Origin of the sequence: Citrobacter sp. A316 (assembly GCF_002042945.1) — a bacterium.
GTDB classification, from domain to species: Bacteria; Pseudomonadota; Gammaproteobacteria; order Enterobacterales; family Enterobacteriaceae; genus Citrobacter; species Citrobacter portucalensis.
Genome location: NZ_MVFZ01000002.1, coordinates 369411 through 382784 on the forward strand (window position 1 = coordinate 369411; position 13374 = coordinate 382784).

General features: G+C 50.8%; 15 protein-coding genes and 3 pseudogenes. 17 read left to right on the forward strand and 1 reads right to left on the reverse strand.

Annotation, left to right across the window (positions count from 1 at the left end; translation table 11 throughout):
- Positions 1-6 precede the first annotated feature (6 nt).
- Positions 7-1002 (forward strand): LacI family DNA-binding transcriptional regulator, encoded by a 996-nt coding sequence (locus BZK41_RS03805; RefSeq protein ID WP_032681798.1) that lies wholly within the window; start codon positions 7-9, stop codon positions 1000-1002.
- 34 nt (positions 1003-1036) lie between these two features.
- On the opposite strand, the pseudogene BZK41_RS03810 reads toward BZK41_RS03805, so the two are convergent.
- Positions 1037-1499, reverse strand: a pseudogene (locus BZK41_RS03810) (DUF1062 domain-containing protein); the annotation flags it as partial.
- Between the two features lie 569 nt (positions 1500-2068).
- On the opposite strand from BZK41_RS03810, the gene BZK41_RS03815 reads away from it, so the two are divergent.
- The 16 genes and pseudogenes from BZK41_RS03815 to BZK41_RS03890 all read left to right on the forward strand — a co-directional run bounded on the left by BZK41_RS03815 (position 2069) and on the right by BZK41_RS03890 (position 13372).
- Positions 2069-2461, forward strand: coding sequence for a VOC family protein (locus BZK41_RS03815; protein ID WP_000493336.1), 393 nt, complete (start codon positions 2069-2071; stop codon positions 2459-2461).
- Positions 2462-2605: 144 nt separating this feature from the next.
- The gene (locus BZK41_RS03820; RefSeq protein ID WP_079937228.1) at positions 2606-3082 is read left to right on the forward strand and encodes a GNAT family N-acetyltransferase; all 477 of its coding nucleotides are present in this window, start codon (positions 2606-2608) and stop codon (positions 3080-3082) included.
- A 339-nt stretch (positions 3083-3421) separates the two neighbouring features.
- Positions 3422-3679, forward strand: coding sequence for a YjhX family toxin (locus BZK41_RS03825; protein ID WP_079937229.1), 258 nt, complete (start codon positions 3422-3424; stop codon positions 3677-3679).
- Between the two features lie 11 nt (positions 3680-3690).
- Positions 3691-4238: pseudogene (locus BZK41_RS03830) on the forward strand (N-acetyltransferase).
- A 55-nt stretch (positions 4239-4293) separates the two neighbouring features.
- A complete protein-coding gene (locus tag BZK41_RS03835; protein ID WP_079937231.1) occupies positions 4294-5040 on the forward strand; it encodes a class I SAM-dependent methyltransferase in 747 nt (248 codons plus the stop codon).
- Between the two features lie 125 nt (positions 5041-5165).
- Entirely contained in the window at positions 5166-5417 is a 252-nt protein-coding gene (locus BZK41_RS03840; protein WP_079937232.1) for a zinc ribbon domain-containing protein, read from the forward strand.
- 47 nt (positions 5418-5464) lie between these two features.
- Positions 5465-5581, forward strand: a pseudogene (locus tag BZK41_RS03845) (VOC family protein); the annotation flags it as partial.
- 244 nt (positions 5582-5825) lie between these two features.
- Positions 5826-6947, forward strand: a complete 1122-nt coding sequence (locus BZK41_RS03850; protein WP_000010833.1) for a M42 family metallopeptidase — start codon at positions 5826-5828, stop codon at positions 6945-6947.
- The gene (gene sgcB, locus BZK41_RS03855; RefSeq protein ID WP_103768556.1) at positions 6944-7222 is read left to right on the forward strand and encodes a PTS sugar transporter subunit IIB SgcB; all 279 of its coding nucleotides are present in this window, start codon (positions 6944-6946) and stop codon (positions 7220-7222) included. The genes BZK41_RS03850 and sgcB overlap by 4 nt, the downstream gene beginning before the upstream one ends.
- 11 nt (positions 7223-7233) lie before the next feature.
- The gene (gene sgcC / locus BZK41_RS03860; protein WP_079937234.1) at positions 7234-8547 is read left to right on the forward strand and encodes a PTS sugar transporter subunit IIC SgcC; all 1314 of its coding nucleotides are present in this window, start codon (positions 7234-7236) and stop codon (positions 8545-8547) included.
- A gap of 12 nt (positions 8548-8559) precedes the next feature.
- Positions 8560-9366 (forward strand): BtpA family protein SgcQ, encoded by an 807-nt coding sequence (sgcQ, locus tag BZK41_RS03865; protein ID WP_079937235.1) that lies wholly within the window; start codon positions 8560-8562, stop codon positions 9364-9366.
- A gap of 130 nt (positions 9367-9496) precedes the next feature.
- A complete protein-coding gene (sgcA, locus tag BZK41_RS03870; RefSeq protein WP_060578016.1) occupies positions 9497-9928 on the forward strand; it encodes an SgcA family PTS sugar transporter subunit IIA in 432 nt (143 codons plus the stop codon).
- Between the two features lie 11 nt (positions 9929-9939).
- Positions 9940-10572, forward strand: a complete 633-nt coding sequence (locus BZK41_RS03875) for a ribulose-phosphate 3 epimerase family protein (RefSeq protein ID WP_079937236.1) — start codon at positions 9940-9942, stop codon at positions 10570-10572.
- Positions 10573-10588: 16 nt separating this feature from the next.
- Positions 10589-11371 carry a DeoR/GlpR family DNA-binding transcription regulator gene (locus tag BZK41_RS03880; RefSeq protein WP_079937237.1) on the forward strand — a complete coding sequence of 261 codons (783 nt, stop codon included), beginning with the start codon at positions 10589-10591 and terminating at the stop codon, positions 11369-11371.
- Between the two features lie 302 nt (positions 11372-11673).
- Complete coding sequence (locus BZK41_RS03885; RefSeq protein WP_079937238.1) at positions 11674-12462, forward strand: IclR family transcriptional regulator; 789 nt, start codon at positions 11674-11676, stop codon at positions 12460-12462.
- Positions 12463-12466: 4 nt separating this feature from the next.
- A complete protein-coding gene (locus tag BZK41_RS03890) occupies positions 12467-13372 on the forward strand; it encodes a dihydrodipicolinate synthase family protein (protein WP_139762569.1) in 906 nt (301 codons plus the stop codon).
- The last annotated feature ends 2 nt before the right edge of the window (positions 13373-13374 follow it).

Below are 13374 nucleotides of genomic sequence, written 5' to 3' on the forward strand. Positions count from 1 at the left end.
AAGGCTATGGCGTCTTTAAAAGATGTGGCCAGAGTGGCCAACGTATCGCTAATGACCGTGTCGCGGGTGCTTAACGATCCGAAACGCGTGAAGCCTGAAACCCTGTCCAGGGTGCAGGAGGCTATCTTACAGCTAAACTATGTGCCGGACCTCTCTGCCCGGCAGGTTCGTCGCGTCGGCTCCAGGAATAAAACGATTGGCGTGCTTGCGCTGGATACCGTCACTACCCCGTTTTCGGTTGAGATAACGCTGTCTATCGAGGAAACGGCCCGCGCGTATGGCTGGAATAGCTTCGTGGTTAACATGTTTACCGATGATAATCCTGACGATATTGTCGACCTGCTGCTCGCGCACCGGCCCGGGGGGATCATTTTCACCACCATGGGACTGCGCGAGGTGAACATCTCGCCCAGATTACTGGAGCACCCCTGCGTGCTGGCCAACTGCGAGAACACGGGAGAACCGGTTGCCAGCTATATTCCTGACGATGAACAAGGGCAGTATACCGCTGTACAGGCGCTGTTAGCGGCGGGATACCGCCGCCCCCTTTGCCTGCATTTACCTGTCAATCATCTGGCGACGCTTCGCCGCCGTAAGGGGCTGGACCGCGCCTGCCGGGAAGCCAATATCAATCCCGATACGCTTGAGCACTGCTATATGCAGTATGGCGATGAGCACTACCGTGATATTCCTGACATTTTGCTGGCGTATCTGGAGCGGGGGCAGCCGCAGTTTGATTCGGTGATCTGTGGTAATGACCGCATTGCGTTTATGGTCTATCAGACGCTGTTGACGCGAGGGATCCGCATCCCACAGGATATTGCGGTTCTTGGGTACGACAACCTCGTAGGGATCGGTAATTTGTTTTTACCTCCGCTATCCACGGTCCAGCTTCCGCACTATGAGATTGGGCGCTTAAGTACGCTGCACATTATTAACGGCGAAAGCCACCGTGAGAAAGTTTTGGTCGATAGTCCCCGGCTGCTGCGAGAATCATTTTGAGCTAGCGGTTAAGCAATCGTCATTTACGCTGCTCCCTCCCTATGCCCGCGGCCAGGTAAACCAGGCCGCCTCACTCTTGGGCTGACCTGAAAAGAACGGGAAATCCTTACGCTAACCTTGACCCATTTACCGGGAGAAAGGCTGGCTAACCCCTTTTCCTGAATGCGAAAATCAGGCCGACCCGAGATCTCAGCATTATTTCGTTTCAGCGTAGTTGTGTCATAGGCAAAATGTTGAACCGTGGCTGCATCGTTGCTCATCAGCCGGTGATGAAGTTCGCGGTCAATTTTGCTGACGTGCAGGCGCGAAAACAGGGAGATATTCCAGGTATAATCGCAATGGGTGCATTTATAGATACTCCACACGTCCAGCACCTTCTTTTGCGAATTAACCCGAAATGCACCTGACGGCATGAAGTCCCGTTTAATGCTGCACGAAGGGCAGCGTTTCGCAATGCGCTGATACCCCACAGGCGTGACGGTCCATGTAACTTTCATAACGTACCTTTTTTAACCCATACAAAATCGGATCCGTACTGAACGGACCATGAATTTTTATGTATGAAAAATATTTAAGAGATTTTTTTCAGTGGGTTAAAAAAAGATTTCCAACGTTACAATCCTGTCAACGACCAAAGAGATACAGTAAGACTATCAAAGCGGCATTCATTGGACATATGAGTTGAGTCAATATTCATAATGTTATCAGCAGCATCTCTTGATCTGACCCGCTAAACGCCGCGCAGCAATTCTGTATATTTAGTAGACAATTAAACGACAGAAGGTGCGTGTTATGACATAGCACGAACAGTTTTGTCAGGCCTATGAGATGCCGATATCCGCCTGTATTCTTGCTTAGAGCGCATTTACTCTTTCCGGTGATGCAACTCGATGGATTTACTTTCTGCTGGCGGCAGGATGACCTTCCACTACGCGGCACTGCTAGCCGGTATAGCCGTCATCTATTGGTTTCCGGTCTGCTTAAACTGGGCAAGCAGCACCAGGGGCAGTCAGTATCACCGGTAGGCTGCCAGGAGCAATAATGCAAAAGAGATTAAGGAGGGTTTATGTTTTCTTACGTGATGCTGGGTACTAACGATCTACAGCGCGCCATAAGGTTCTACGATCCACTGATGGAATTGCTTGGACATCCAAAGGCAGGCCGTAATGAAGAAGGCGCATCCTGGGGGACGTTCAGCAATAACCATACCATCGGATTGTGCGTCGGCAGGCCCTTTAACCAGCAACCAGCGAGCGTTGGTAATGGCACGATGGTCGCACTGAATACCCACTCGTTTGAACACATCCAGCAGTTGTACGAACTTGCTATCAGTCTGGGCGCCAGGGATGAAGGTACACCGGGGCACAGGCCACAATACGGACAGGGATTCCATAGTGCCTATGTACGCGATCCGGACGGGAATAAGCTGGCGTTTGTGTTCTATGCCGATGAGGGTTGAACATCAAACTGACAGTTTTCGTGTTGTGTATGTAAGCGGCGACGCACCGGACATAGTCAGAGAGTAGCCGTCGGGCGTAGCTTCAGGTGGTAACTCTTGTAGTCGCAGAGACTGGCGCAGGAGAATCATTAAACAGAAAGTCTTATGCAAATAATATCGTCAAGATGCATCATTCGACCATTTCAGTCACACGAAATTGATAGTTTTATGGTGTATCGCAATGATGCTGAGTGGATGAAATATCAGGGATTTAAGGGGCTAACAAAAGAGGACTATGAAGCAGAGTTGCTGGGAGTTCTTAAACTTGCTCGCGGTATTCAATTGGCCATTGTCAACAAGATGACGCAGGTTTTGATTGGTGATATCTATTTACGTCAGCAATGCGATGTGTTTTGGCTCGGCTATACCATCAGTCCCGCTTATGCTCGCCAGGGATATGCAATTGAAGCAATTACCGCCACGATTGACTGGATAAAAGAGAACGGTTTTTCACTCATCAAAGCCGGTGTGAATCCGGAAAATACCCTTTCAAAAAAATTACTTATCAGGATTGGCTTCAATTTTTCAAGCATCGAAGAGGGTGAGCATATTTATGTTCTGGATTTAACAAAAGGAGAATAATTTCCCGAAGGGAAAAGCCAATGAGGCCATATAAGGGGTACTAAAACCTGCATTCGTCAGTGCACCTGCCTTTTTTCAGTAAATGAGCTGGCGTTCGATTTCCGAAGTACATCACACTTTTTCTACTGAAACATATCCCTGCTAAAACTACGTGTTATTATTCGCTCCGTAAATACCTTTCAACTCTACCCGAGGCTTTGATGCTGGAGAATGTAATCATCCGATAATCAGCTTACCGACCTTTTCAGGCCGGACTGATTATCAATGCGCCGAAATCGAATGCGGACACCGCGGTGTGTTTGCGCGTTTTGCACATGATGATTAAACAGGTTTTCCAGTATGAATTTATCCCGTCAGGAACAACGTACCTTACACGTTCTCGCTAAAGGTGGCCGTATTGCGCACGTCCGCGATTCTTCAGGCCGCGTCACTTCCATTGAATGCTACAGCCGCGAAGGGCTGTTGCTGACCGACTGCACGCTCGCCGTCTTCAAAAAACTCAAAACCCAAAAACTTATCAAGTCCGTCAATGGTCAGCCCTACCGCATCAACACCACCGGGCTGAATAACGTTCGCGCTCAGCTCGATAATCGCTAAGGAGAGTTTCTATGACAGCACACTACTTCACTTTTCATATCACAGATGAAAGTGATACCAGTGACATCCGGGAAGTCGAAACCCGCGCATTTGGCTTCAGCAAAGAAGCCGATTTAGTGGCCTCTTTACTTGAGGATGAAAGCGCGCGCCCTGCGTTATCGCTACTGGCCCGACATGAAGGCAAAGCCGTCGGGCATATTTTATTTACCCGGGCAACCTTCAAAGGGGAAATGGATTCACCGCTGATGCATATCCTCGCTCCCCTGGCGGTCATACCGGAATACCAGGGGATGGGCGTGGGAGGACGGTTGATACGCACTGGCATCGAGCACCTGAAATCGATGGGCTGCCAGACGGTTTTTGTTCTCGGCCACGCCACCTATTACCCCAGACATGGGTTCGAACCCTGTGCCGGAGACAAAGGCTATCCGGCACCTTATCCCATCCCGGAGGAGCACAAAGCCTGCTGGATGATGCAATCACTCACCGCTCAGCCCATGAACGTGACCGGCCACATCCAGTGCGCGCAGGCCCTGATGAAACCGGAGCACTGGCGTGAATAACAATCTTGTTGTGCCCTTTTTGGTGATTAACCCAATAACAGGAATTAAATAATGGATATCCCACGTATTTTTACCATCAGCGAAAGTGAACACCGCATCCATAACCCGTTCACCGAAGAGAAGTACGCCACGCTGGGCCGCGTGCTGCGTATGAAGTCGGGCACCCGCATTCTTGATCTCGGCAGCGGCTCGGGCGAGATGCTCTGCACCTGGGCCAGGGATCATGGCATTATGGGGACTGGCATCGACATGAGTTCGCTCTTCACCGCGCAGGCAAAGCGTCGCGCGGAAGAACTCGGCGTCAGCGAACGCCTACATTTTATTCATAACGATGCGGCCGGTTACGTCGCAAATGAAAAATTTGACGTGGCGGCCTGCGTTGGTGCGACATGGATTGCCGGTGGGTTTGCCGGGACGGTCGAACTGCTGGCGCAGAGCCTGAAACCGGGCGGGATCATGCTTATCGGCGAACCCTACTGGCGTCAGCTACCAGCAACAGAAGAAATAGCCCAGGCCTGCGGCGTCAGCTCGACAAGCGATTTCCTGACGCTGCCAGGACTTGTTGGCGCGTTCGACGATCTCGGCTATGACGTGGTGGAAATGGTACTGGCAGACCAGGAAGGCTGGGACCGGTATGAAGCCGCAAAATGGCTGACCATGCGCCGCTGGCTGGAAGCGAATCCTGACGATGACTTCGCCGCCAAAGTCAGGGCCGAACTAAACATCGCGCCGAAACGCCACGTAACGTACGCGCGGGAATACTTTGGCTGGGGCGTATTTGCGCTCATCGCCAGGTAACAACAAGCCCCGGTATTTCTGACCGGAGATACCGGGGCTTCGCCTTTGCTTTGATCTGATGCATCACCTGCACAATACATATTCCGTATGTTTATTAATCAGGACGTCACCATAAGGAGCATCATATGTCACAACATGAACAGTTCTGTCAGGCTTGCGGAATGCCGATGTCGGCACCAGATGCACACAGTGCCAGCGATCAATATTGTGCGTACTGCAGCGACAGCAACGGCAATCTCAAACCCTGGGAAGAAGCGGTATCAGGTTTAGCCAGCTTCCTTGATTCCTGGCAAAAAGTCGGCCCGGAAGAAGCACGGAGGCGAGCAAAACGTTATCTGACGGCAATGCCCGCCTGGGCTCATAAAGCGGACGAGTGATTTGAGCTGATTATCTACGCTCCCCCCTGAATCCGGGGGGGGAGCCGATGTTTTCTTACATTATGCTGGGAACCAACGACCTGCCACGCGCCATTACATTCTACGATCCGCTGATGGAGATGCTGGGGTATCCACGTGCAGGACGTAATGAAGAGGGAGCGTCCTGCAACAAAGTGGTGCGATAACAGTTACCGCGTTTTATTCATCCTCATTATTTCAACCATAATTACTGGTCTCTCCAGCCCGTAACTTTCACAAACGTTGAGCGCTTTTATTCCACCCAGCTCACATTATTTTTTATTTGTTCAGCTTTGCGCGTTTTCACGTGAACGTTCTCACAATTATTCGACCAGTCTGCGCCTATAAAACGCTCAACGAGTGATTGTTTTACGGTCTACGGAGATAGCTATGTCATTTTCTGTGCAGGAAACCCTGTTCTCGCTTTTGCAGCACAATGCGATTTCAGGACACGAAAACGCTGTCGCTGACGTCATGCTGTGCGAATTCAGGCGTCAGGCAAAAGAGGTCTGGCGAGACAGGCTTGGGAATGTCGTCGCGCGCTACGGTAGTGATAAACCCGATGCGCTGCGACTGATGATTTTTGCGCATATGGATGAAGTCGGTTTTATGGTGCGCAAAATAGAGCCGTCTGGATTTTTACGCTTTGAACGCGTAGGCGGTCCTGCGCAGGTCACTATGGCTGGTTCCATCGTCACCCTCACCGGGGACAAAGGGCCAGTCATGGGATGTATCGGCATTAAGTCCTACCACTTTGCCAAAGGCGACGAGCGCACGCAGTCACCTTCTGTCGACAAACTGTGGATTGATATTGGTGCCAAAGACAAAGATGACGCCATACGGATGGGCATTCAGGTCGGTACGCCTGTCACTCTATATAACCCGCCGCAACTCCTGGCAAACGATCTGGTGTGCAGTAAAGCACTAGACGATCGTCTGGGCTGTACTGCCCTGCTCGGTGTAGCGGATGCTATCAGTACTACGGAGCTTGATATCGCTGTTTATCTGGTGGCTTCGGTACAGGAAGAATTTAATATCCGCGGCATTGTTCCCGTATTACGCCGTGTAAAACCTGACCTGGCGATTGGTATTGATATCACTCCATCGTGTGACACCCCTGATTTACACGATTATTCCGAGGTCAGGATTAATCAGGGCGTTGGGATCACCTGCCTGAACTACCATGGCCGGGGAACGCTGGCCGGATTAATCACGCCCCCTCGCCTGATACGGATGCTGGAACAGACGGCGCTTGAACACAACATTCCGGTGCAGCGAGAAGTGGCTCCCGGCGTGATAACAGAAACCGGTTATATCCAGGTTGAGCAGGATGGTATTCCCTGCGCCAGTCTCTCTATTCCTTGTCGCTATACCCATTCTCCGGCGGAGGTTGCCAGCCTGCGTGATTTGACTGATTGCATCCGCCTATTGACCGCTCTGGCAGGTATGTCAGCAGCACATTTCCCCGTTGAGCCTGATTCAGGCACTACACAAGAGGCACATCCATTATGAAAAAGATCCTTGTGGCATGCGGTACCGGCATGTCGACTTCAACCATGATTGCACACAAGCTGCAAGAGTTCCTGACTGAACAGGGCATTGCAGCCACTACCGCCCAATGCTGTCTGAATGAGATCCCTCTTAACTGTAACGGTATGGACCTTATTGTAACCTCCATGCGAACCAACAGTGATTACGGCATCCCTACGCTTAATGGCGCCGCCCTGCTCACAGGGATCAACGACGACGCGTTAAAACAACAAATCAAGGCTCTGTTAACCCAATAAAAGGAGGCATTATGTTTGATTACATCCTGTCTCTCGGCGGTACCGTTTTCGTCCCTATCATCATGATCGTGATTGGCCTTATCTTCCGCATCCCCTGGCTGCAGGCGATTAAGGCAGGGGTAACGGTCGGGATCGGTTTTGTCGGTATGGGACTGGTGATCGTCATGGCGATCGACAGCCTAAGTCCCCCTATCAAAGTGATGATTGAACGCTTCGGCCTGACTCTGCATGTCTTTGACGTTGGCGCAGGCCCCGCCTCCGGCGTTGGTTATGCGACAGCCATTGGTGCCATGATTATCCCGGTTATTTTTCTTCTCAATGTCGCCATGCTGGTCACCCGTCTGACCAAAACGATGAACGTCGATATTTACAATTACTGGCACTACGCCATTACGGGTACGGTGGTCCAACTTATGACTGGCAGCCTGATTTATGGTGTGTTGGGGGCAATCTGCCATGCGGCGCTATCGTTAAAAATGGCCGACTGGACGGCGAAACGGGTACAGAACATCGTCGGGCTGGAAGGTATTTCGATACCGCAAGGCTACGGTTCCAGTTCAGTACCGCTTTTCGTTCTACTTGATGCTATCTATGAAAAAATCCCTTTCATGAAGGGACGCAATATCGATGCTCAGGAGATCCAGAAACGCTACGGCATGGTCGGCGATCCGGTGATCATCGGCGTAGTGCTTGGTCTGATTTTTGGCCTGGCCGCTGGCGAAGGCTTTAAAGGTTGCGCCAGTCTGATGATTACCGTTGCGGCAATCATGGTGCTGTTCCCGCGCATGATCCGCCTGATTGTTGAGGGCCTAATGCCCATCTCCGACGGTGCAAGAAAGTTCTTCCAGAAATATTTCAAAGGACGTGAAGTGTATATCGGTCTGGATACCGCTGTGACGCTGGGGCATCCAACCACCATTGCTGTCGGTCTGCTACTGATACCCATTATGTTGATTCTGGCCAGCATTTTACCGGGCAACAAAGTGTTACCCCTCGCAGACCTGCCGGTAGCGCCGTTCTTTATCTGTATGGCTACGGTTATCCACCGCGGAGACCTGATCAGGACGTTGATAAGCGGGGTCATCGTGATGATTACCGTCCTGCTGATCGCCACCCAGTTCGCGCCTTACTTCACCGAAATGGCGCTCAAAGGCGGTTTCAGTTTTGCCGGTGAAAGTGCGCAAATCTCAGCGTTGTCCGTGGGCAATATGTTCGGTTGGTCGATTTCTGAACTGATGTCGCTTGGGATTATTGGCGTTGTCGTGGCGGTCGGTATTGTCGCCAGCGTCGTGCTGTTCTTACGTAAACGTGAATTATCGGAATAAGGAGTGCTTTCAATGAGTTGGCTGAAAGAGGTTATTGGGACGGAAAAAGCGGTCATCGCCATGTGCCATCTACGTGCATTGCCCGGCGACCCGAGTTTTGATGCGCAGTTGGGGATGAACTGGGTTATCGACAAAGCCTGGGACGATCTGATGGCGCTGCAAAATGGTGGGGTGGATGCAGTCATGTTCTCCAACGAGTTTAGTCTTCCCTATCTCACGAAGGTGCGTCCGGAAACCACTGCGGCAATGGCACGAATCATCGGGCAATTAATGAACGATATCCGCATCCCATTTGGCGTGAATGTACTGTGGGATCCGGTCGCCTCATTCGACCTGGCGATGGCTACTGGCGCGAAGTTTATCCGCGAGATCTTTACCGGTGCCTATGCCAGCGACTTTGGCGTTTGGGACACTAACGTCGGTGAGACCATCCGTCATCAACACCGGATTGGTGCAGGCGAAGTGAAAACTTTGTTCAATATCGTCCCTGAGGCCGCCGTGTATCTGGGCAATCGCGATATCTGTTCTATTGCTAAATCGACGGTATTTAACAACCATCCCGATGCGCTCTGTGTTTCCGGCCTGACTGCAGGGGCGCGTACCGACAGTGCGCTGTTAAAACGGGTTAAAGAAACGGTGCCTGACACCGTAGTGTTGGCCAACACTGGCGTCTGTCTTGAGAACGTGGAGGAACAACTCAGTATCGCCGATGGCTGTGTGACCGCAACCACCTTTAAAAAGGACGGCGTTTTTGCCAATTTCGTTGACCAGGCGCGAGTCAGTCAGTTTATGGAGAAAGTGCATCATATACGCCGATAAGATGGGGATAAGCAGAGCGCTTATCCCCGGCAGAGAGCAATAACCCTTCTGCGATCCCTGCCGCCTTCGTCAAAAGTATCGACGGGGATCGCTACCAGAGTAACCCGAATCGGCATGGAGTCAACGACGGATGATTAACGATATTAAATGGGTACAGGCACAACGTGAAGCTACCGACTGGCGTCAGGCCGTGGAAATCGCCACCCGCCCGCTGGTAGCCTATGGTGCCGCGCAGCCATGCTACGTTAATGGGATCATCGAAAATACCCTTAACTGGGGGCCTTATTATTTGATAGCCCCGGGAATCGCCTTGCCTCACGCCCGACCAGAGCAAGGCGCGAACTATAATCAGGTCAGCATCACCACGCTACGCACCCCGGTCGCCTTTGGTAACGAGGAGTGCGACCCCGTCTGGCTGCTTCTCTGCGTCAGCGCCACGGATGCCAACGCACATATTTTGACCATTCAGCGCATCAGCCAGTTTATTGATTCGCCACAACGCTTAGCGGCAGTGCGAAATGCCAGCACCGACGATGCACTTTTTGCGCTGGTATCAGGTTAACGGAGGCGCTTATGATCCTGCACCCTTCTCTCGCCAGCGCAAATCCTCTGCACTATGGTCGTGAGCTGACGGCATTGGACAATCTGGATTTTGGAAGCCTGCATCTGGATATTGAGGACAGCAGCTTCATTAACAACATTACGTTTGGGATGAAAACGGTGCAGGCCGTCGCCAGACAGACGCCTCATCCCCTGTCCTTTCATTTTATGGTTACCCGGCCACAGCGCTGGTTTAACGCGCTGGTTGAAATCAGACCCGCGTGGATCTTCGTTCATGCAGAAACGCTGGACTATCCCTCGGAAACGTTAGCTGAGATCCGCCATACCGGCGCACGAGCCGGGCTGGCATTTAATCCGGCGACCCCAATCGACGCCTGGCAATATCTGGTGTCTGAGCTGGACGGGTTGATGGTAATGACCAGTGAGCCCGATGGGCACGGACAGCGGTTTATTCCCTCTATGTGCGAGAAAATCCAAAAAGTACGCACGGCTTTTCCTCAGACCGAGTGCTGGGCCGACGGTGGAATTACGCTGGCGGCTGCACAGCAACTGGCAGCAGCCGGGGCGCAACATATGGTGATTGGGCGCGCCCTGTTCTCTTCATCTGACTATCGCGCGACCTTAGCTCAATTCGCCACCCTGTAAGAGGAGATTGTTTCTGATGAGCCAACAGAGACCTGACCGTATCAAACAGATGCTGCACTACCTGTGGCAACATCGTCACCTCTCCACACAGCAGGCCATGGAGCTTTTTGGCTATGCGGAAGCGACTGTCCGTCGTGATTTTCAGTATATTGCCAACCAGTACCCAGGCATGATCCGCGGTCACGGTTGTCTCGACTTCGACGACAGTACCGACGACAAAGAGTACGTTTTCGACGTGAAACGCACATTGCAATCTGTGGCGAAGAGAGAAATAGCCGCCCTTGCCCGAACGATGATCAAAGATGGCGACTGCTTTTTTCTCGACTCCGGCTCAACCTGCCTCGAACTGGCGAAATGCCTGGCCGATGCACGGGTGAAGGTCATCTGCAACGACATTAAAATCGCCAATGAGCTGGGCTGTTTTCCCCATGTGGAAAGCTACATTATCGGTGGACTGATTCGCCCGGGTTATTTTTCGGTAGGAGAGAGTCTGGCGCTGGAGATGATCAATGCGTTTTCCGTAGAACGCGCGTATATCTCCTGCGATGCGCTGTCGTTGGAGACGGGAATCACCAATGCCACCATGTTTGAGGTCGGGGTGAAAACACGGATTATTCAACGCTCGCGTGAAGTTATTCTCATGGCCGATCACTCAAAATTTGATGCCGTTGAGCCGCATGCTGTAGCAACACTCTCATGTATTAAAACGATCATCAGTGACAGCGGGTTACCTGAGACTATTGCACAGCGTTATCAGCGAGCCGGATGTCAGTTGTTTTTACCTCATTCAATAAAGTGATAAGTAAGTTCGTTCGAGAGGGATTTCAAGCAAAAATAATCAATGGCACCCAATAGAAAATATTGGCGATGCGCTCGAACGAATAAAGAAGCCCTATGCGCAATCCATACGCTACGATGTTGCAACAACACTCCATCTACTTTTTATTCTCATTCACTAAATGTGGCTGTTCTAGATTCATTATTCAAAGTGCGTACAAGATCACATTTAATCACTTCATTACGGTTCAGCATGCTGAACAAAGCATATTTTCCACTATGTAATGTCGATACCATTTATTCCATGAGCAAGGAGGAGCCATTATGGTTCGCAAAGGGTGTAATTCATTAGTCCGTGCTGAAAAAATATTAACCCACATTGCATGGGTTGGCATGGCAAGTTATATGGAGTTATTAAATAAATTCCAGTACCCCAAAAGCAGCCTGCTTAATTTATTGAATGTAATGGTGGAGTGTGGTTTCTTAATTAAAAACAAAAACGGCTACTATTCACTGGGAATAAAAAACTACGAATTGGGTTGTCAGGCGTTACACCGTCAAAATATATTTGAGGTGACTAAGCGGCCAATGCAGGAGTTGTCGCTGAAAAGTGGACTGGTTTGTCATCTTGGGGCGATGGAGAGCATTTCGGCTATCTATCTCGACAAGATCGAAAGTCCGGACTCTGTACCGACGAGCAAAAGCTGGATTGGCAAAAAACTTGAGTTGCATATTACCGCGTTGGGTAAGGCATTATTAGCCTGGAAGACACGAGAAGAACTGGATTATTTTTTAGAAGCACTCACGTTAACTCCGCATACGCGCAATACATTTACCGATAAAAAATTGTTTCTGGAAGAATTACAAAAAACACGCCTTCGGGGATGGGCCATAGACAACGAAGAATCAACCTATGGTGCGGTATGTTTAAGTATGCCGGTATTCAATATGTATAACAGAGTTAACTATGCAATCTCACTTTCTGGCGATCCGGTAGTTTATTCAGGAAATAAGATAGACAGCTATCTGGAATTGCTCCGGAAATGCGCTGGGCAAATATCATATGGGCTGGGATACAGAAACGAAAATGAGCATTTACGAAAAGGAAACTGAGGTAATGAAAAAATTCAGCGGCATTATTCCACCGGTATCCAGCACGTTTCATCGTGACGGAACCCTTGATAAAAAGGCAATGCGCGAAGTTGCCGACTTCCTGATTAATAAAGGGGTCGACGGGCTGTTTTATCTGGGTACCGGTGGTGAATTTAGCCAAATGAATACAGCCCAGCGCATGGCGCTCGCCGAAGAAGCTGTAACCATTGTCGACGGGCGAGTGCCGGTATTGATTGGCGTCGGTTCCCCTTCCACTGACGAAGCGGTCAAACTGGCGCAGCATGCGCAAGCCTGCGGCGCTGATGGTATCGTCGCCATCAACCCCTACTACTGGAAAGTCGCACCACGAAATCTTGACGACTATTACCAGCAGATCGCCCGTAGCGTCACCCTACCGGTGATCCTGTACAACTTTCCGGATCTGACGGGTCAGGACTTAACCCCGGAAACCGTGACGCGTCTGGCTCTGCAAAACGAGAATATCGTTGGCATCAAAGACACCATCGACAGCGTTGGTCACTTGCGTACGATGATCAACACAGTTAAGTCGGTACGCCCGTCGTTTTCGGTATTCTGCGGTTACGATGATCATTTGCTGAATACGATGCTGCTGGGCGGCGACGGTGCGATAACCGCCAGCGCTAACTTTGCTCCGGAACTCTCCGTCGGCATCTACCGCGCCTGGCGTGAAGGCGATCTGGCGACCGCCGCGACGCTGAATAAAAAACTACTACAACTGCCCGCTATTTACGCCCTCGAAACACCGTTTGTCTCACTGATCAAATACAGCATGCAGTGTGTCGGGCTGCCTGTAGAGACATATTGCTTACCACCGATTCTTGAAGCATCAGAAGAAGCAAAAGATAAAGTCCACGTGCTGCTTACCGCGCAGGGCATTTTACCAGTCTGAGG

Excerpts from the sequence above, each read along its gene's own strand:
- BZK41_RS03835 (WP_079937231.1), top strand. The coding sequence starts at position 4,294 with ATGGATATCCCACGTATTTTTACCATCAGCGAAAGTGAACACCGCATC.
- sgcB (WP_103768556.1), top strand. The coding sequence starts at position 6,944 with ATGAAAAAGATCCTTGTGGCATGCGGTACCGGCATGTCGACTTCAACC.
- BZK41_RS03850 (WP_000010833.1), top strand. The coding sequence starts at position 5,826 with ATGTCATTTTCTGTGCAGGAAACCCTGTTCTCGCTTTTGCAGCACAAT.
- sgcQ (WP_079937235.1), top strand. The coding sequence starts at position 8,560 with ATGAGTTGGCTGAAAGAGGTTATTGGGACGGAAAAAGCGGTCATCGCC.
- sgcC (WP_079937234.1), top strand. The coding sequence starts at position 7,234 with ATGTTTGATTACATCCTGTCTCTCGGCGGTACCGTTTTCGTCCCTATC.
- BZK41_RS03815 (WP_000493336.1), top strand. The coding sequence starts at position 2,069 with ATGTTTTCTTACGTGATGCTGGGTACTAACGATCTACAGCGCGCCATA.
- BZK41_RS03880 (WP_079937237.1), top strand. The coding sequence starts at position 10,589 with ATGAGCCAACAGAGACCTGACCGTATCAAACAGATGCTGCACTACCTG.
- BZK41_RS03890 (WP_139762569.1), top strand. The coding sequence starts at position 12,467 with ATGAAAAAATTCAGCGGCATTATTCCACCGGTATCCAGCACGTTTCAT.
- BZK41_RS03840 (WP_079937232.1), top strand. The coding sequence starts at position 5,166 with ATGTCACAACATGAACAGTTCTGTCAGGCTTGCGGAATGCCGATGTCG.
- BZK41_RS03825 (WP_079937229.1), top strand. The coding sequence starts at position 3,422 with ATGAATTTATCCCGTCAGGAACAACGTACCTTACACGTTCTCGCTAAA.
- BZK41_RS03820 (WP_079937228.1), top strand. The coding sequence starts at position 2,606 with ATGCAAATAATATCGTCAAGATGCATCATTCGACCATTTCAGTCACAC.
- BZK41_RS03885 (WP_079937238.1), top strand. The coding sequence starts at position 11,674 with ATGGTTCGCAAAGGGTGTAATTCATTAGTCCGTGCTGAAAAAATATTA.
- BZK41_RS03805 (WP_032681798.1), top strand. The coding sequence starts at position 7 with ATGGCGTCTTTAAAAGATGTGGCCAGAGTGGCCAACGTATCGCTAATG.
- sgcA (WP_060578016.1), top strand. The coding sequence starts at position 9,497 with ATGATTAACGATATTAAATGGGTACAGGCACAACGTGAAGCTACCGAC.
- BZK41_RS03875 (WP_079937236.1), top strand. The coding sequence starts at position 9,940 with ATGATCCTGCACCCTTCTCTCGCCAGCGCAAATCCTCTGCACTATGGT.